Raw genomic sequence first — 19,123 nt, 5'->3', positions numbered from 1 at the left:
GAATAGGGAAAAGGGGGACTTATCATGTTACCTTATATAGCAGAGTTTCTTGGAACAATGATACTTATTATTCTTGGAGATGGAGTAGTAGCAAATGTGAACCTTAACAAATCCGGTATGAAAGGTGCCGGTGCGGTTCAGATTACATTTGCCTGGGGTCTTGCAGTTCTGCTTCCGGCATTTATTTTCGGAGAGGCTTCAGGAGCTTCCTTTAATCCGGCACTTACGATCGCGCTTGCAGTGGACGGAAGTTTTGCATGGTCGATGGTTCCTGGATATATCATCGCCCAGATCGCAGGAGCATTCGTAGGCGGCTGTATCGTTTATTTACTTTTCAAAGGACAGTTTGACGCCACAGAAGATCCGGGAACAAAGCTTGGTGTATTCTGTACAGGACCTTCGATTGCAAACACAGGACTGAATATTTTCAGTGAAGCAGTTGGAACATTTATCCTTGTATTTGCGATCAAGGGAATTGGAAACGTGACAGGACTTTCCACAGGCGTTGACAAATTATTTGTATTCGGAATTATCGTATCAGTAGGTATGTCACTTGGCGGACTGACCGGTTATGCGATCAACCCGGCAAGAGATTTTGGACCAAGACTTGCACACGCAGTACTTCCGATTAAAGGAAAAGGTGATTCAAACTTCGGATACGGTCTGGTTGTACCGATCATCGGACCAATCATTGGAGCAATCGCAGCAGTATTACTGTATGGGGCAATTCCGTGGTAAAAGTTCAGAATTGAAAATGGTAATGGCATGAGATGAGAGAGCCTGACAGGATAACCGCATAAAGGAAATGCGTTTACTTGGCAGGCTTTTTTTCATAATCAGGAAGAAAAAACAGTTATTAAGGAGTGATCTGGGAATGTATGATGTAATAATTATCGGGGCTGGAGTATCCGGTGCGGCAACAGCAAGAGAGCTGTCACGTTATAAAGTGAAGGCATGTGTAATCGAGAAAGAAGAGGATGTATGCTGTGGTACTTCCAAGGCAAACAGTGCAATTGTCCATGCCGGTTATGATGCGGCAGAAGGATCGCTGATGGCAAAACTGAATGTCAGGGGAAACCAGATGATGGAACAGCTTTCAAAGGATCTGGATTTCCCATTTAAGAAAAATGGATCTCTGGTTGTATGTATGCATGAGGAGGATATGCCGAATCTTCAGGCGCTGTATGACCGAGGTGTTGCAAATGGTGTTAAGGAGTTAAGAATTCTTAACTGTAAGGAATTGAAAGAAATGGAACCGAATATTTCCGATCAGGCGTATGCCGCACTTTATGCACCGACAGCCGGAATTGTATGTCCGTTTAATCTGAACATTGCAATGGCTGAGAATGCAAATGTAAATGGTGTGGAGTTCAAATTTGATACGGAAGTTACGGATCTTAAACCAATAGATGAGGGATGGGAGATCCATACAAATAACGGGGTTTTCCAGACAAGGTACGTGGTAAATGCAGCCGGAGTCTATGCAGACAAGTTTCATAATATGGTAAGTGAGAAGAAGATCCATATTACCCCTAGAAGAGGGGATTACTGCCTGCTTGATAAGAGTGCGGGAAGTCATGTGAGCAAGACGATTTTTGCACTTCCGGGAAAATATGGAAAAGGTATTCTGGTTGCACCGACGGTTCACGGTAATCTGATCCTTGGACCAACGGCGATCGATATCGAAGATAAAGAAGGAACCAATACAACAAGAGAAGGTCTGGATCAGGTGATCGAAAGAGCAGAGATGAATGTGAAAAATATTCCGCTCCGTCAGGTGATTACTTCATTTGCCGGACTTCGTGCACATGAGGACGGACATGAGTTCCTGATCGGGGAAGTGGAGGATGCAAAAGGATTTATCGACTGTGCAGGCATTGAATCACCGGGACTTACCAGTGCACCGGCAATCGGAGAAATGGTGGCACAGATCCTGAAAGAGAAAATGAATCTGGAAGAAAAAGAAGATTTTATCGCAACAAGAAAGGGTGTTCTGGATCCGAATACACTCAGCAAGGAAGAAAGAATGGAACTGATCAAAGAGAAACCGGAATATGGAAATATTATTTGCCGTTGTGAAATGGTTACAGAGGGTGAGATCATGGATGCGATCAACAGACCGCTCGGCGCCAAATCTCTGGATGGGGTAAAACGCAGAACAAGAGCCGGAATGGGACGATGTCAGGCTGGATTCTGTTCACCGAGAACGATGGAAATCCTGGCGAGAGAACGCCATGTGAGTATGTTCGAGATCACAAAATCCGGTGGAGATTCTAAAATTGTCACAGGTACTAATAAGGATTCGTTATAAGAGGGAGGCATTGCATCATGAGAGCTTATGATATTGTTATCATTGGAGGAGGACCGGCAGGACTTGCGGCTGCAATTTCGGCGAAGAAAAGCGGAGTGGACAGTGTCCTGATCCTGGAAAGAGACAAAGAACTTGGCGGAATCCTGAATCAGTGTATCCACAACGGATTCGGACTCCATACATTTAAGGAAGAACTGACCGGACCGGAATATGCAGGACGTTTTATTGATCAGGCGAAAGAACTGAATATTGAATACAAGCTGAATACAATGGTTATGGATATCAGCCCACAGAAGGTTGTCACCGCAATGAACTGGGAGGAAGGTCTTTTCGAGATTCAGGCGAAGGCAGTTGTCCTGGCAATGGGATGCCGTGAACGTTCCAGAGGCGCACTTAATATTCCGGGCTATCGTCCGGCGGGTATTTTCTCAGCAGGTACGGCACAGAGACTGGTCAATATCGAAGGCTATATGCCGGGGCGGGAGGTCGTGATCCTTGGTTCCGGCGACATCGGACTGATCATGGCGAGACGAATGACATTTGAAGGCGCAAAGGTTAAGGTTGTTGCAGAGCTGATGCCGTATTCCGGAGGACTGAAGAGAAATATTGTACAGTGTCTGGATGATTATGACATTCCGCTGAAGCTGAGCCATACGGTTGTCGATATCAAAGGAAAAGAGCGTCTGGAAGGCATTACACTGGCACAGGTGGACAGTCACGGAAAACCGATTCCGGGAACCGAAGAAGAATACAGCTGTGATACCCTCCTCCTTTCCGTAGGTTTGATTCCGGAAAATGAAATTTCAAGAGGTATGGGCGTGGATATGAACCCTGTCACATCAGGACCAAAGGTAAATGAGAGCCTGGAAACAAACATCGAAGGCGTATTTGCCTGCGGAAATGTCCTGCATGTGCATGACCTGGTTGATTTTGTATCGGAAGAAGCCGGAACTGCAGGAAGAAATGCTGCGGAATATGTAAAACAGGGAGAAGCGCGCAGACAGGGCGGAAAAGAGATTCGGATGAATCCGATTGAAGGTGTCCGCTATACTGTGCCCGGAACAATTAACGTAGACCGGATGGATGAAAATCTGACTGTGCGTTTCCGTGTGGGCGGTGTCTACAAGAACTGTTATATCAGTGCATATTTTGATGATGAGAGAGTGATCCACAGAAAACGTCCGGTTGTTGCACCAGGTGAGATGGAAGAGATTAAGCTGACAAAAGAGCAGCTTCTGAAATATCCGGATCTGCAGACCATCACAGTAAAGATTGAGGAGGCGTAGACGATGGAAGAGAGAAAATTGACATGTATCGGCTGTCCGATGGGCTGCCCTCTTACAGTTGTAATGAATGGGAAAGAAGTAGTGGGTGTAACCGGAAATACCTGCAAGCGCGGTGATGTATACGCAAGAAAAGAAGTGACGAATCCGACGAGAATCGTAACTTCGACCGTGCGGGTGTCCGGCGGAAGCATCGACATGGTATCGGTGAAGACGAAAGAAGATATCCCGAAGGGCAAGATCTTTGAATGTGTGAAGGCGCTCAAAGGAATTGAAGTTCCGGCTCCGGTTCATATTGGGGATGTGATTCTTGAAAATGTGGCGGACACGGGCGTGGATATTGTTGCGACGAAGAATGTTGAATAAAAGGAAAAGAAGGAGAAGTCCTGTATGGTGACGGAAAGGGTTGCCATATGGGACTTTTTTAATGTGAAAGACTGTGACTTTTGTTTGAAATTATGCAGAATACTTAACAAACTTAAAAAAATTACACATTTTTTGGAAGAAATTTATAAAACCAAAAAATTTTATACATTCACATAAAAAATGAATATAGTGAAAAAACAGGCGCCATTCTAAAATATTCACATAACAAAGAATCGTTTGAAATGAACGACAGGAGAATATGAAAGTTTAAGGGAGGAACGAGAAATGAAAAAAGCAAAATGCTTTAGTGACATCCATTACGACATTGGAAAAATTGATGACAAAATGTACTCGTCTTTTACAGAACATCTGGGACGAAGCATTTATACAGGAATCTACGAGCCGGGGCATCCAAATGCAGATGAAGACGGATATCGTAAAGATGTCATGGAATTAGTAAAAGAATTAGGCGTTCCGGTAATTCGTTATCCAGGTGGAAACTTTGTATCATGCTATGACTGGCATGATGGAATTGGACCAAAAGAAAAAAGACCAAAACGTATGGATTATGCATGGTCAAGTATTGAAACAAACCAGTTCGGTATTGATGAATTTTGCCAGTGGGCAGAAAAAGTTGGTATTGAACCAATGATCGCAGTCAACCTTGGAACAGGAAGTATTAAAGATGCCGGCGATCTGGTTGAATATTGCAATCATCCGGGTGGAACCTATTGGAGTGATTTGAGAGCCCAGAACGGACATCCAGAACCATATAATATCAAATATTGGTGCCTTGGGAATGAGATGGAAGGAAGCTGGCAGGCAGGACATTTGTCAGCAGAAGATTATACAAAGAAAGCACTTGAAGCAGCAAAGATCATGAGATGGGTTGATCCTTCTATTAAACTGGTTGCCTGCGGAAGCAGTTATGAAATGTTACCAACCTATATGGAATGGGACAGAACAATGCTGACAGATCTTTATAATCAGGTTGATTATTTATCAACTCATAACTATACAATGAACTCAGGACAGGGAACAACAAATTATCTTGCTTCCTATAAACAGCTGGATTCTCATATCAAAAACAGCGCAAAAGTTATTGAGTATGTAAAGGCTAAAAATCATTTTGATAAAGATTTAAAGATTTGTCTGGATGAATGGAATGTGTGGAATTTCCAGGACATCAAACTGGATTCTCTGGATGATTTAATGGGACTTACAACGTTCGAGATGACATCAGCTGGAAAATGGGAAATCGCACCACCGATTCTGCAGGAAAAATACAGTCTGCTGGACGCAGTTGTTGTTGGAGGACTTGGAATTTCATTGTTGAACAATGCAGATACAGTTGAAATTGCATGCCTGGCACAGCTTATCAATGTGATTGCTCCGATTACAACAATTCCGGGAGGCGGAATTTTCAAACAGGCGATTTATCATCCGTTCCATATGCTCAGCAAATATGGACATGGAACTGTTAAGAAAGCCATTGTGGATGCACCGAAATATCAGTGCGATTTAGGTGAATTAAATGTTGTTGAACCAGCAGTTATCTATAATGAGGAAAATGATGAAGTAAGAATCTTCGTTCTGAACTGCGATCAGGAAGAGGACGTTGAATTTGAAGTTGATTTACAGGGATATGGAGATAAGAAAGTAAAGAAACATCTGGTACTTGCCGGAAATGACTATTCTGTAATGAACACAATTGAACATCCGGATGCAGTTGAAATGGAAGAGAAAGAGGTAACAGCTGCAAATTCTGTAGTATTACCAAAAATGTCATGGAATGTAATTGTTTTAGGATAATAAAACAAGAAGGAAAGAGGGAGGTGGCAACGAAATGAGCGTGATTTTGGAAGCAAAACATATTTCAAAAAACTTTGGACTTACTCAGGCATTGAAAGACGTTTCTGTAACCATTGATGAAGGAGAAGTTATTGGTCTGATCGGAGAAAATGGTTCCGGAAAGTCAACTCTTTCCTCTATTATTTCCGGAGTTTATCCGCAATCTGAAGGAGAGCTTACTCTGGACGGAAAACCATATAAACCAGCAGACACATTGGATGCACAGAATCATGGAATCAGTATGATTGCCCAGGAAATGGGAACACTTCCGGGAATTAAAGTAGCAGATAATCTTTTTATCGGAAAAGAGCAGTTGTTTACAAAACATGGTGTTGTTGACAGAAAAAAGATGTATCAGGAAGCAAGAAAGGCACTTGAAAAAATCGGAATTGACAATATTCATCCGGAAGATCCGATCATAAAATACAGTCTGGAAGAAAGAAAACTGATTGAAGTTGTAAGAGCACTGTATACGAATCCAAGGATTTTCATCGTTGACGAAACAACAACTGCCTTGTCTCAACGAGGAAGGGATATCATTTACCAGGTTATTAAGAACATGAAGAAGGAAAATAAGACAGTACTGTTTATTTCCCATGACCTGGAAGAACTGATGGAGGTTTGTAGCAAGCTGATTGTTTTGCGAGACGGTGTGTTTGTTGCTGAACTTGAAAAATCTGAGTTTGAAGAGGAAAAGATAAAAGAGTTGATGGTAGGACGTAAACTTACCGGAGATTATTATCGAAGTGATTACGATGGAAGCTATGGGAAAGAGGTTGTGCTTTCAGCAGAAAAACTGTATGTAGGAGATAGCCTTAAAGGTGTCTCACTGGAACTTCATAAAGGAGAAATCCTTGGAATAGGTGGGTTAACAGATTGCGGAATGCATGAACTTGGAAAAGCGTTGTTTGGAAATGTTAAACCGTTGTATGGTGAAGTAAAACTTGGAAATGGAAAAAAGATTACATCAGAAAAACAGGCAATCAAGAACAAGATTGGATATGTATCCAAGAACCGAGACCAGGAAGCACTGATCTTATCAGCAAGTATCATGGAAAATACCGTTTTACCATCCTTGTCAATGATCGCAAAAGGTGGTGTAATTACCAAAGGTGCTGAAAAGAAATTTACCGATAAACAGGTAAAAGATATGAGCATTAAATGCAGAGAGATTGGACAAAACGTAGGTGATTTAAGTGGTGGTAATAAACAGAAAGTTGTATTTGGAAAATGGCTTGGTAATGAGTCAGAAATTTATATCCTGGACTGCCCGACACGAGGAATTGATATTGGTGTAAAGGCATTTATGTATCAGCTGATGTACCGCCTGAAAAAAGAAGGAAAATCTATTTTGATGATTTCAGAAGAACTTCCGGAACTGATTGGAATGAGTGACCGTATTCTGATTATGAAAGATGGTCAGATACAGGATTCATTTACCAGGTCAGAAGAGTTAAATGAATCTGTATTAATCAAGAAGATGGTTTAGGAGGGATAAAAGTGAAAGAGAAAGCTAAGGCAAAAGAAATTCTTCAGAAAATAATTCCTTTCCTTGGAATCATTTTAATGATTATCATATTTCAGGTCGGAGGAGAAGGGAAACTGCTGACAAAAGGTAATATCAATAGTATTCTGAATCAGACCGTATATATTGCGATTATGGCATTTGGTGCAATTTTCGTATACTCACATGGCGGAATGGATTTGTCATACGGTGGTGTTATCGGTTTCAGCGTTTTAGTTGCGATTTTAGTTGCGAACACAGGAGTACCTGCAGGAGTAGTATTTATTACAAACATTCTTGCAGCACTGGTATGGTTCGTATTGAACGGAGTTGTTTCCGTATATTTGCAGGTTTCGCCATTTATCACATCACTATGCATCATGTATATGTGTCGTGGAATCTTAAATACGGTATGTGCATCACAGAAATATAGTATTCCGGTTGAACTCTTTGAATTTGATAATCAGAAATTTAAGCTGGGAATGCTGTTAGGAGTCTTTATTATCTGCTATATTTTATTTGAAAAAACAGCAATTGGAAAAGATAATAAAGCAATTGGAGGAAATCCAGCCGCTGCAAAGCAGGCAGGCGTAAACGTTAATAGAACCAGAATGATCGCTTACATTATCAGTGGTATCACGGTAGGTATTGCAGGATTTATCCTTATGGCAAGAGCCGGAAGTGTAAGTACTTCAACCGGTCAGGGAATGGAAATGAACGTTGTCACAGCATTGGTACTTGGAGGTGTGCCATTGTCCGGAGGTTCTAAAGTAAAAATGATCGGAGCTGTGGTCGGAAGCTTTTCTGTTATCCTTTTGAGAAATGGATTGATTATCCTGGGTGTTAACGAACGTGTGGTTGAAGGAATTCAGGGACTGGTACTGTTACTGTTAGTATTCCTTACATATGTAAAGAACAAAGATGGTGTACTGGAGTAATAGATGAAACAAGGAGAAAAAGAGGAGGAAAAGAAATGAAAAGAATTAAACGAGCAGTAGCTGTTTTATTAGCAGTTATGATGGTATTCTCTGTAATCGGTTGTGGTGGTTCTTCAGGAAGCAAGAAATCAGACAGCAGTTCAAAAGAGACAAAAGATGCAAAGACAGAGGAAGTCTGGGGAGACAAATCAGGTCAGGATGAAATTTGTGGAGATCCAGATGGTAAATACACAATTGGTGTAGTTATCCATACAACAACAGATTTCCTTTGCGCAAAATACAAAGCATACACAGATTATCTTGGAAAAGCATATGGTGTAAAATTTAACTATTACATTATTGAAAACTTTGCAGATGAAACATATCTTTCTGCAATTGAGAACCTCTGTGCACAGGGTGTTGATGGTATTATCACAACAAACTTCTCAGGAACAGCAGTCCTTCAGGGATTAAAAATTTGTGAAGAAAATGAAGTTTATCTTGGTGTAGGCTGGTCACAGATTGATGAAAGCATCAAAGATCAGGTTTACAAGAGTGATTACTTTGTTGGTGGATCTTATGAAGCAGATTACGATGCAGGATATGAAATCGTAACAAGCCTTATTGATTCAGGATGCAAGAACATTGCAGCAATTGGCTATGAACCTGGAATTACCTGCCATGACAGAAGATGGGAAGGTATGATGAAAGCATTTGAAGATCATCCGGAAGTTAAAAAAGCTGGTGAATACAGAGGCCTTGAATTCACAAAAGCAGTAGAAGATTTCCTTGCAGCGGATGATTCTATCGATGGTATTGCAATTACACTTCTTGGTATTGAATACTGCTCAGAACCAATCAAATCAGCAGGACGTGAAGGTCAGGTTAAGATCGCATTCTGTGACCTTTCAGAAAACTGTCAGGGAAGCCTTGACAATGGTGAAACAGTATGTGCAATCGGTGGACAGTATGCTGATGCAGTATTCCCGTTCGTACTTATCTACAATGCACTGGAAGGAAATGCTCTTGACAAAGTAGAAGTACCGGTTAACTTTATTGTATGTAAATCTGGTCAGGAATTCTCTGATTACATGACATACCTTCATAATGATGGTGTATATGCATGGACAACAGATGAAGTTGATCAGCTGATTAAATCAAAAAATAAAAATGCATCTTCTGATGAGCTGCTTGAAATGGGCAAGAACTACAGTATTGAAGATACAATTGCAAGACATGGAAAATAAATTACTACTTTAACGGATATGGAAAGGGAAGGCGTATGAAAACGAAATCAGATACAGTTAAAAATGTATGCAAAGTCGTTATGCTCCCGGTATTTGTATATCTTCTGTTTTTCATATGCTCCGGCGGAGCATTTGGAAAACCGGCGAGTCTTATTATGAACCTGAAGCAAACGCTGGCCCCTACGCTAATTTCATTCGCAATGTGTTCGAACATGTTGTGTAACAGAATGGATCTTAGTGCAGGTGCGGTTGTAATGCTCTCGGCAATGTTCGGAGCAAAAATGGTATATCTTTACGGAATCGGATTGATACCATTTGCATTGATTGTGGTTGGAGCGGGCATTGTACTTGGAACAATCTCAGGTGTTATGTATATGTTACTGAGAGTTCCGGCAATTGTTACAGCACTTGGTGTTTGCATGGTATATGAGACATTATCCAACCTGGCAAGTATTTCATGGGTAACAGCTATTAACGGAGAAATTACAACACTTGGAAGATTTCCGTATTGTTTGATTATTTTTGCGATCATGTTTGTACTGTTCTACATCATTTTCAACTATACAAAGTTTGGATATAATGTAAGAGCATGTGCAAGTTCACAGAGAATTGCAAAAAATTCAGGTGTCAATACCAAGAAAACAGCATTCCTCTGCTATGTAGTTTCATCATTATTCCTTGGAGTTGCGGCACTTTTGAAGATTTCTATACAGGGATCAATTGATACGCCGATGTACATGTCAAGTACGAATATTATTTTCAACTGCATGCTTGGAATTTATGTTGGACTGGCACTTGAACAGTATTGTAATCTGGTAATCGGAATCTTTATCGGAAACTTTATTTTAAATATGCTGACGACAGGACTTCTCAGCATGGGACTTTCAGCTTCGCTGCAGGATACAGCATCTGGAATCTTCCTTCTGGTTATTATGATCTTTACTTACAACAACCAGAGAGTAATGAACTTTATCAGTGAACGAAAGCTGAAAAAAGAGCTTGTGAGAACAAACGCACAATAAAAAATAATTTAAATGACACCCGGAGTATACGCATCCTGTCAGCTTGCGATACTCCGGGTGTCGCTGTATAATCGGAATAGACAGCATTTGACAGGGCATAATGGGAGGAAGAAAATATGATAAAAGTATTGTTAGTGGATGATGAAAAGCTGGCACTGGAGTATTTGGAGCATATTATTGATTGGGAGTATCATGGATTTGAATTGATCGGGGTAACGACAAATCCAGAACAGGCACTTGCAATTTACAAGACACACAGACCGGATCTGGTGATATCAGATGTAAAGATGCCTGGATTAAATGGATTGGAATTAGGGGATGCAATTCGCGAATATGGTGGAAATACACATATTCTGTTCCTTTCAGCATATAAAAATTTTGATTATGTAAAACAGGCAATCCGGTTAGGAATTGATGATTATATCTTAAAAAGTGATCTGGAGGAAGATGGGTTTTTAAGAAAAATACTAAAATTAAAAGAAGAAATTATAAAAGAAAAAGCAAAAAAGCAGTATACAATTACAGCAATTTTAGAGGAATTATTTAGAAAAAATATTTCAGAAGAGGTATATAAAGATATTCTTGATGAAAATGATTATATAGGTTTGCATAAGAAATATTATTATATTATCGTTTCTCAAAGAAAGGTTCCGAAGATTTTAAAGAAATATATTCCACTTGATAACAATCAGATGACATTGGATAATCGGCTCATAAAAAGAGCGTGCGAAAATGTATCTGAAAATACTGGGATTCATGTAGGGGCCAGGTTTCCGGTAAACGAAGATGAATATCTGATTTTGCTTGAATTCGGAAAAGGAATTGTTTCACAAAAAGAAATAAATGACAGAATTTATGATTTTGCAAGAAAGCTGTATGAATATATTAACAGAGAAGAAAAACTGTATCATGTATATTATTGTTTGCATGGAAGTATGGTAAGGCAGTTCCGGTCTAATTTTACAAATTATCAAAGACAACTGGAAAATAATATTTTAAAAAATGAAGTAGAGTTACAGGAGCTGCGTTATGACGGAAAAGAGGAAAATGAGAAGAAACTGTCAGGAATTTCATCAGAAGAAATTTATCAGTCTTTACAACAGGGAAAAACAGAAGAAATTGAAAAAATAGAAAACCGATTGCATGAAACAGAAAAAAAACAGAATGTTACAGAATACTTGGAATATATAGAACATATTTTGGAGGCTCTTAGTTTGTTTGATGGAAAACTGATTGGAGAAACAAGCGGTCAGAGATTTTTGATGACCGAGGGATGCAGTTCTTATGATTTTAGAAAAGTAACAGATCTTCAGGCATATATTGAATACAAGATAGAAGAAATTTGTCGAATGAAAAATGAGAAAGAAAAAATGATTTATTCCGATGTGACAATCAATGCAATGGCTTATATCAATCAGAATTATGGTGATGCAAGTATTACAGCAGCGGAAGTTGCGGAGCATGTTGGTGTGACATCTTCCTGGTTATCAACGAAATTTAAAACAGAAACTGGAATACGGGTAAATGATTTTATCAATAATGTCAGAATAGAAAATGCAAAGAAAATGTTCCAGGATAAAGAATATATGGTTTATGAAGTATCAGAAAAGACAGGTTTTACTTCCAGTCAGTATTTCAGTAAAATTTTCAAAGAATATACAGGACTGACACCGAACCAATATCGCAGGAAATTATTAGCCGGAGAGTAGAAGAGGTCATGAAATTAAGAAATAAATTGGTTATAGCACAATTATGTGTGTTTTTAGTAATTATGGGAATATTGCTCACGGCATTACCGGAACTGGTATATAGAAATATCAGTGTGAAAGACAGAGAGGATACTATGATTCTGAATGAGCAGATCATGTCTCAGTTAGATCAGAATTTTGAAGAACTGGTAAGATTTACAAAGATTGTGGCAGAAGAACCAGAACTTATTCAGAAAATAGATCAATATATGTCGGAGCCGAATGAAGCAAATAATGCGAAAATAAGTCTTTTTTTATCCCAGCTTGGTGTAAAAAATAAAATTCAGTCATATGGAATCATCGGGATTTATCTGGATGTCCAAAAGGCGGATGAAATATATGATTTTTCAACAGTAGGATTTTCGAATAAAGTAAAAGAACATATTTGTAGTGAAATAAAAGAATTAGATTTAAAAGGGAAAAAGACAAGTTTTTTGAATCCTTTTGCTTATGACGGGGAATCAGATACAGCATTTGGAAATATATTTAACATGGTTTATGGATATACGATGGAATATATATATCATGGGCAGAAAGGCAATCTTACTGTTATAGCATCTTTTGACCAGTTGTACTATATTGCAAACCAGATGAAAGATTACAGTAACGATTATCTGTTTCTTGATAAAAATAATCAGATTTTACAGCCAAGTGTTAAGGAAACACAAATAGATGTAAACGCAACTCTGAAAAACATGAAGTATGGAAAAAGCTATAAGGAAGGTTATTGGCAGCAGGAAGATGGGATTACTACAGTACGTTTTTCAGAAGAAGATGGGTGGAAGATTATTTGCAGGCAGAGCAGAAAAGATATTCTGGACAATAACCGTTCGCTGATTTTTCTGGTAGAAATACTGATTTTATGTTTTGGGCTTGGAATTGTGTTAGTTATGATTCCGATTGTAAATCATTTTACCGGTCCGCTTACGGATGTATCAAAACAAATGAATGAAATAGCAGAAGGAAATCTGGATGCACGAATCGAGGTGAATTCAACAGATGAAATAGGAGAAGTAGGCGCTTCGTTTAATGTTATGGCAAAACGTTTGCAGGAAAATATTGTTGAAATGGTCGAACAGGAAAAGAGAGAGCAGCAACTGAAGTATGGTTTGATGATTTCGCAGGTGGATCCGCATTTTATTTATAATACCATGAATATGATTACATATCTGGCACAGAAAAACCGGAATGAAGATGTGATTGCAGTGAATAAAGCTATGATTCAGATTTTAAGGGACAGACTACGTATAGAGGTGGATAATGTTTATGATACAGTAGAGCAGGAAATTAAAGTAGTGAGAGAATATTTACTGATTCAGAAATATCGATATACAGGAATATTTAAAAGTGTTATTGATATCGAAGCGGGGGTTGAGCCATATCTGATTGCAAAAAATATTTTGCAGCCACTTGTAGAGAATGCGTTCTTTCATGGAATTCTATGTAATACGGATGAAGAAGGCGAAGTAATAGACGGATGCATTACGATTCGTATCAGAATGGAAGAAGATGAAGTTGAGATTATTGTAAAAGATAATGGTGCAGGGATGTCTCAGGACAAACTAGATGAATTAAGCAAACCGCAGCGTAAACTGTCAAGTATGGAAAGAGGAGAACATATCGGTATAAAAAATATTAAAGAAAGACTGGACTATATTTATGAAAATAAATACAGATTTCAGATATGGTCAAAAGAGGGCGAAGGTACGATCGTTACGATCCGGATTCCGGCAATTGTATCAAGTGAAACTGAGAAATAAAAGAATGGAAGAGGTTCTATGTAGCAGTAAAAACTGTTATATGGAGCCTTTTTATATAAGTAATGAAGGGAATTTATGTGTCTGAAAGAAGCGGAAAAGGGCCAACATTTTGTGATTTCGTTAAGAAACGGGTATAAACATTTTCTATTTTCGTTAAAAACTAGCGTAAAACATTTCTGTTTTTCGTTAAAAAGCAAGGAAAAACATTTCGTGTTTTCGTGAAAAAATGTATAATAGGAGAATCGAAACATTGCGCAGGAGGACTTTCATGGAACCATTCTATTATACCAAAATGACGAAACAGCAGCAGGCAGCATACCATGTAATCATGCAGGGAGCAAATGCACTTGCGGATGAATTTCAGATACCGCGCATAGAAAGTGCGGAGCTTTATGATGTCTTTTTCAGGCTTCGGCTGGATCATCCGGAGATTTTCTGGATGACAGGATATAAGTATAAATACTATCAGGACTCTCCGAATCTGATCTTTGTACCGGAGTATCTGTTTGACAAAAATAAAATCCGAGAGCATCAGAGGGCAATGTCCTCCAGAGTAGAAAAACTTGCGCGGGCGGCAAAAGATTTGTCTGAATGGGAAAAGGAGAAATATATTCATGATTTTATCTGTGATAATGTGACTTATGATAAGCTGAAAAAGGCGTATTCCCATGAGATCATCGGTCCACTTGGACATGGAGTTGGCGTATGTGAAGGGATTGCAAAATCTGTGAAAGTACTCTGTGATGCGCTTGGAATCTGGTGCATGATCGCAGTCTGTGGTAACAATCCGGAAAAAGGGATCAAGTACCGTCATACTTGGAATATCGTAAAAATTGGTGGTACATATTATCATCTGGATGCAACTTTTGACAATACGCTTGGTAAACACAGTGCGGCAGGACAGGAGATCCGCTATGATTATTTCAATCTGGACGACAAGAAGATTTTCCGGGATCATGAACCGCTGATCGCACCGGCACCGGTCTGTACGAATGGGGATCATTTTTATTATCGGGAGAAGAAACTTTCCTTTACAAAAGAAGAAGATGTCCATAAACGGTCGCTGCAGGCGGCTAAGAAGGGCAGGACATTGACCTTTCAGTGGAGAGGCGGCTATCTGACAAGAGAAGTTTTGGAGAAACTTTTGGATCTGCTCCGGAAAGCCGGAGAAGAGAAGCAGAAGGCTGCCAGGATCAGCCTAAACTGGTCGCAGGCAGTGATCCGTGTCAGTTATGTGGAGGACAGAGGACTTGCCTGTGTGGATATGGAAGAGGCAAATGAAGGAGAAAAGGAATAGATGAGTGAACTGGAAATACAGGAAAATATGTCAGCAGAGGAAGCGTTCATGGATACAGAAAGTGCATATGAAGAAATTCCGGAGGCCTTCCAGAAGCTTGCCCAGTTACTCGGTCAGGATCAGTTTGAACTTCTGTTTCCAGACAAAGATGTGGAAAACCAGGATGAAATGCGTCTGGTGTATCTGATGAATGATGCAGTGGAAAGCTTTCTGGTATTCTCTGGTGCAAGAATGACCGGACATTATCAGAAAGATTATGAAGGAGAGCTGGACGCAACTTTAAGCCAGGAGGATGGAGAATATGTACTTGTCGTATATCAGGGCGAAACGGTTGTGACTATTTTCTTCCAGGATCTTTCGCTGGAGATGAATCTCTATAATTACGGAGATGTGGGACATTTCTGGGTGAAAGGGTATGAGTATCTGCGGATTCTGGAATACCGTCTGGCGATTCTGAGTGATAAATGTGAATATCTTGGAGAAAAGGCAACAAGTGATACAGAACGGAAACTTGCAAAACTGGTACATTTTCCTCCGCTGAACTATACCTGTTATCCGGCAGTTCCGGCAAAATATATTGTCCCGATGGAAGATCCGTGGAATCCGACCGAAGAGGCAATGGTTGTGATGGAAGAGCTCGTTAAAGAAGCAGGGGATAAAAGTCTGTTGTGGTGGCTGCAAAGATACCGGAGATATCATGGAAAAAGAATGAGCAGATGGATTGCCCGATTATTACAGCGGGAGAAACATGCGGCGGTTGTAGACTTGCTAAATAAAAAACTTGCCAAAGAAGCGGAAAATTATCCACGGAGGGATTTTGGGGAGAAATTTAATCAGAAATATCAGAACATTTTGAAAAAAGCCGAAAAAAGAAAAGCAGAGCTGGAGTCAAACGGACAGAAAGTTACACTTGTACGTGAGGAGCCATTTGCTGCGGCAAGAGATTCGGTAGATTTCAAAGTGTACCTGATGATTTGGAAAGAAAAACAGGGGAACCGTGTTGCTGAAATAGAAGAATTTTAGCAATGGATGATATGAGAACTTAGAAAATAGAAACAGGTCAACGGAGTGAGACTCAATTGATATTCAAAGAGAGGAACAAATACAAATGATCAACCGAGAAGATATGCTGGAATTGACGCGGCGGATGACGCCTGCAAGAACATCATTCACAAGAATAGCAGGCTGTTATGTAGATGCAGACGGAGATTTTGACGGAAGCTTTAACATTAACTTCCTCAAACTCTCTGCGTCAGAAAAAACAAAAAATCTCGCAATCGCCAAAACGATTCCATTTGCAGAGACAAACACAAAACTGAAAAAATACGAGATCCAGCCGGAAAATCAGAAAGCCGGAAGTATGTGGCAGCTTTTGATGGCGCTCAGAGACTGTGAACTCAAAAACGATGCCCTGATGGATACTCTTTATGATATCATCATGGAAAACATCCGGATCACCACCCCTTACGCGATCTATGTTTTCCATGATAACTACGATATCCCAGCCAAAGCCACCGATAAAGAACGCCTCGGAGAATCCGAAGAGATGTTTCCTTACCTCATCTGCGCCATCTGTCCTCTTGTCGGCGAATACGAACCCGGATCCCCAACATCCGGCTTCCTCTTCCCCGCCTTTACAGACCGCAGCGGTGACCTGAACCACATAAATATCTATGGCATAACTGAAAAGAAACGTGAAGAACTTGGTAGACTTATATCTTTATAATAATGTGTTGTTGGAAATATTTTAAAGATACAAATTTTTAAAAACTAAAACAAATCATTATACTCAAATTTATGAATATGGTTAAAACCCTAGACAAACAAATCACCATTAGCCATGCGCAGCGAGCTGATGTTCCATAAGGGAAAATTTTCAAGTTGCAGGAGTACCAGAAAAAACGGATAAATAAATGAATCGGGTCAGATTCCCTTGAGCACTATGGAGATGAGACTCAGTATATTGTGGAAGCCATTGCTGACACAATATACGCTTTCAGAGGCTCATCGGAATGCCCAGTGCGTGGGAAGCATACCCGATTCATTTATTTATCCGTTTTTTCGTCCCCCTCCAACACCTTAAAACCTACCTTATTCATCCATCAGCAAGCTCCGGAACTCCGTAAAGAAACGTCCCTGCTCTTCTTTGGTCATCTTAACCAGTATCTCCAGGCTTTCCATACTGATCCGCCCGGCTGAGAACAGCAGTTCCGTATAATCCCATTTCGTATATCCATACTCTTTTTCCCAGTCGCAGATTTTCTTCATTCCATAATAATAGCAGGTGAAATATCCCGGCGCATTCTGGTGTGCCTGTACCTGGGCGCGGGCAGTTACGCGGTCAAAGCCAAGCTCTTCTTCGTAGATTTTTACAGCATCCTCCAGTGTCACTCCAAAATAATACAGCTGCAGATCAACCAGGATACGGACAGAGGCATGATGACGGCGGAATGCAACGAACAGAGGGAAGAACGGGTCTTCTGCAAAGATAAAGGTAAATGCGCGTTCAGTCCGAATACAGGTTCCCTCTTCCAGAGGTACACTTTTTGCTCCTATTTTTACAGTTTCCGGTGTCGGATCGATCGCTGCACGGATAAACTGGACATGGTGTCCCGGATAAGTTTCGTGCATGGTATTCATCTTGATCCAGCCATCGGTAATGTTCTGATAATTATACTGATTCAGGAACATCTGGCCGCGGAGCGGTTTGACACGGAAATCACCACCCTCATAACCGCCCCAAGGGTAAGAATCCTTATAGCAAGGCGGAAGAGGAACGCACAGACAGGTTTCATCTTCCGGAAGACGTACATATTCATGAGCGACAGCACGGGTACGTTTCAGATAATTTCTGGCACGTGTATACATTTCCTCGGCACTGTCACAAGGACCGGCATAGCGGAAAAGCACATCGCTGACTTCTTTCATTGTCTTCGGAGTTCCTTCCGGAAGCTCTAATTTGGAGGCGATTTCGAATACTTCAGCACGGGTCTTTTCAATTTCTTCTTTATGCCATGCAAGCAGTTCGTCGAGAGATACACCAAGACGGTTTTTCAGAAGGCTGCGGTAAGCTTCCGGATCCATCTTGATGGTCTTTGAGAGATCATCCTTTAACAATTCTTCAGAGTCAGACTGGCAGTCAGAAACGAGTAAATCTGCCATTTCCTGAAGCTGATCGATAAAAATCCGGAAGGACTGTGATAAAGATGCAATCTGTTCTTCTGTGAAATCCGGGAAATATTCATTTAACAGTTTCTGGTCGCGCTGCATATCCAGCCTTGCGAGGGCAAAGGCAGAAGAAAGGGAAGCTTCATTTTCTCCGTATTGTGTGTGGATCAGATTAAGGATCAAATCCTGATTTTCATGAAATGCCTGTAATTTTCTGGTCAGGACATCGAGACGTACTTCATTAGAACGCCTGTCACAGCGAGCAATTTCCTGAAGATAATAGACAAAATCCAGGAGAGGTGCTTCCGGATTGTGTTCTTTTTCTTCGATAGTAAATTTAAGAGAATCCAGGAAGTCATTCAGATGATGCTTCACCAGACGATAGACATTGTCCGGTGCATCCAGGTTTTCAACCTGTGTTTTTAAATCGTTCCATTTTTCGCGGACCGACCTGATCTTTTCGGGAGTCGGGAGAAAAAGGATATTTTCAAAAGAACGGTGGCTTTCGAGTTGGTCATGCAAAATGGCAAGTTCTCTGTCAAGTTCGCGGTAAGTATTGGTTAAGTCAGTATTTTTCATGAGTAAATGGCACTCTCCTTTTTTAGAAATTTGTTCTGATTGTATCTTACCGCAGAAAATGTCAAATGAA

15 protein-coding genes are annotated in these 19,123 nt (G+C 40.2%); 14 read left to right on the top strand and 1 reads right to left on the bottom strand.

Annotated features, from left to right (window positions below):
* Window positions 1–24 precede the first annotated feature (24 nt).
* From AB5213_RS00825 to AB5213_RS00760, 14 genes are all read left to right on the top strand, one after another.
* Window positions 25–738: an MIP/aquaporin family protein gene (locus tag AB5213_RS00825; RefSeq protein WP_195255346.1), complete on the top strand. Its 714-nt coding sequence runs from the start codon at window positions 25–27 to the stop codon at window positions 736–738.
* A gap of 136 nt (window positions 739–874) precedes the next feature.
* Window positions 875–2,311 carry an NAD(P)/FAD-dependent oxidoreductase gene (locus AB5213_RS00820; protein WP_368276213.1) on the top strand — a complete coding sequence of 479 codons (1,437 nt, stop codon included), beginning with the start codon at window positions 875–877 and terminating at the stop codon, window positions 2,309–2,311.
* Between the two features lie 17 nt (window positions 2,312–2,328).
* Window positions 2,329–3,597, top strand: a complete 1,269-nt coding sequence (locus tag AB5213_RS00815) for an NAD(P)/FAD-dependent oxidoreductase (RefSeq protein ID WP_368276212.1) — start codon at window positions 2,329–2,331, stop codon at window positions 3,595–3,597.
* Window positions 3,598–3,600: 3 nt separating this feature from the next.
* The gene (locus AB5213_RS00810; RefSeq protein WP_008373328.1) at window positions 3,601–3,960 is read left to right on the top strand and encodes a DUF1667 domain-containing protein; all 360 of its coding nucleotides are present in this window, start codon (window positions 3,601–3,603) and stop codon (window positions 3,958–3,960) included.
* Window positions 3,961–4,245: 285 nt separating this feature from the next.
* The gene (locus AB5213_RS00805) at window positions 4,246–5,772 is read left to right on the top strand and encodes an alpha-N-arabinofuranosidase (protein ID WP_055247446.1); all 1,527 of its coding nucleotides are present in this window, start codon (window positions 4,246–4,248) and stop codon (window positions 5,770–5,772) included.
* A gap of 34 nt (window positions 5,773–5,806) precedes the next feature.
* Complete coding sequence (locus AB5213_RS00800) at window positions 5,807–7,300, top strand: sugar ABC transporter ATP-binding protein (protein WP_055247449.1); 1,494 nt, start codon at window positions 5,807–5,809, stop codon at window positions 7,298–7,300.
* Between the two features lie 11 nt (window positions 7,301–7,311).
* A complete protein-coding gene (locus AB5213_RS00795) occupies window positions 7,312–8,253 on the top strand; it encodes an ABC transporter permease (protein ID WP_055247451.1) in 942 nt (313 codons plus the stop codon).
* 35 nt (window positions 8,254–8,288) lie between these two features.
* Window positions 8,289–9,479 carry a substrate-binding domain-containing protein gene (locus tag AB5213_RS00790; protein WP_055247453.1) on the top strand — a complete coding sequence of 397 codons (1,191 nt, stop codon included), beginning with the start codon at window positions 8,289–8,291 and terminating at the stop codon, window positions 9,477–9,479.
* Window positions 9,480–9,514: 35 nt separating this feature from the next.
* A complete protein-coding gene (locus AB5213_RS00785) occupies window positions 9,515–10,501 on the top strand; it encodes an ABC transporter permease (RefSeq protein ID WP_055247455.1) in 987 nt (328 codons plus the stop codon).
* A 116-nt stretch (window positions 10,502–10,617) separates the two neighbouring features.
* Window positions 10,618–12,210 carry a response regulator gene (locus AB5213_RS00780; RefSeq protein WP_055260329.1) on the top strand — a complete coding sequence of 531 codons (1,593 nt, stop codon included), beginning with the start codon at window positions 10,618–10,620 and terminating at the stop codon, window positions 12,208–12,210.
* A gap of 47 nt (window positions 12,211–12,257) precedes the next feature.
* Complete coding sequence (locus tag AB5213_RS00775) at window positions 12,258–14,009, top strand: HAMP domain-containing protein (RefSeq protein WP_173795272.1); 1,752 nt, start codon at window positions 12,258–12,260, stop codon at window positions 14,007–14,009.
* A gap of 268 nt (window positions 14,010–14,277) precedes the next feature.
* The gene (locus tag AB5213_RS00770; protein ID WP_368276211.1) at window positions 14,278–15,306 is read left to right on the top strand and encodes a transglutaminase domain-containing protein; all 1,029 of its coding nucleotides are present in this window, start codon (window positions 14,278–14,280) and stop codon (window positions 15,304–15,306) included.
* A complete protein-coding gene (locus AB5213_RS00765) occupies window positions 15,307–16,329 on the top strand; it encodes a DUF3878 family protein (protein ID WP_175306320.1) in 1,023 nt (340 codons plus the stop codon).
* An 85-nt stretch (window positions 16,330–16,414) separates the two neighbouring features.
* A complete protein-coding gene (locus AB5213_RS00760) occupies window positions 16,415–17,032 on the top strand; it encodes a DUF4317 family protein (RefSeq protein WP_195253493.1) in 618 nt (205 codons plus the stop codon).
* Between the two features lie 365 nt (window positions 17,033–17,397).
* Here the strand turns inward: AB5213_RS00760 and AB5213_RS00755 are convergent, their stop codons facing one another.
* Window positions 17,398–19,053, bottom strand: coding sequence for a DUF885 family protein (locus tag AB5213_RS00755; protein ID WP_368276210.1), 1,656 nt, complete (start codon window positions 19,051–19,053; stop codon window positions 17,398–17,400).
* Between the last annotated feature and the right edge of the window lie 70 nt (window positions 19,054–19,123).

This window comes from Coprococcus sp. RTP21204st1_G4_RTP21204_210225 (assembly GCF_040915385.1).
GTDB lineage: Bacteria > Bacillota > Clostridia > Lachnospirales > Lachnospiraceae > Allocoprococcus > Allocoprococcus comes.
This window is presented reverse-complemented; position numbering and strand designations above follow the sequence as displayed.

Bases quoted from the DNA above. Each gene is read 5' to 3' on its own strand.
- AB5213_RS00815 (WP_368276212.1), top strand. From the start codon at position 2,329: ATGAGAGCTTATGATATTGTTATCATTGGAGGAGGACCGGCAGGACTT.
- AB5213_RS00770 (WP_368276211.1), top strand. From the start codon at position 14,278: ATGGAACCATTCTATTATACCAAAATGACGAAACAGCAGCAGGCAGCA.
- AB5213_RS00820 (WP_368276213.1), top strand. From the start codon at position 875: ATGTATGATGTAATAATTATCGGGGCTGGAGTATCCGGTGCGGCAACA.
- AB5213_RS00780 (WP_055260329.1), top strand. From the start codon at position 10,618: ATGATAAAAGTATTGTTAGTGGATGATGAAAAGCTGGCACTGGAGTAT.
- AB5213_RS00825 (WP_195255346.1), top strand. From the start codon at position 25: ATGTTACCTTATATAGCAGAGTTTCTTGGAACAATGATACTTATTATT.
- AB5213_RS00765 (WP_175306320.1), top strand. From the start codon at position 15,307: ATGAGTGAACTGGAAATACAGGAAAATATGTCAGCAGAGGAAGCGTTC.
- AB5213_RS00785 (WP_055247455.1), top strand. From the start codon at position 9,515: ATGAAAACGAAATCAGATACAGTTAAAAATGTATGCAAAGTCGTTATG.
- AB5213_RS00790 (WP_055247453.1), top strand. From the start codon at position 8,289: ATGAAAAGAATTAAACGAGCAGTAGCTGTTTTATTAGCAGTTATGATG.
- AB5213_RS00755 (WP_368276210.1), bottom strand. From the start codon at position 19,053: ATGAAAAATACTGACTTAACCAATACTTACCGCGAACTTGACAGAGAA.
- AB5213_RS00805 (WP_055247446.1), top strand. From the start codon at position 4,246: ATGAAAAAAGCAAAATGCTTTAGTGACATCCATTACGACATTGGAAAA.
- AB5213_RS00760 (WP_195253493.1), top strand. From the start codon at position 16,415: ATGATCAACCGAGAAGATATGCTGGAATTGACGCGGCGGATGACGCCT.
- AB5213_RS00810 (WP_008373328.1), top strand. From the start codon at position 3,601: ATGGAAGAGAGAAAATTGACATGTATCGGCTGTCCGATGGGCTGCCCT.
- AB5213_RS00800 (WP_055247449.1), top strand. From the start codon at position 5,807: ATGAGCGTGATTTTGGAAGCAAAACATATTTCAAAAAACTTTGGACTT.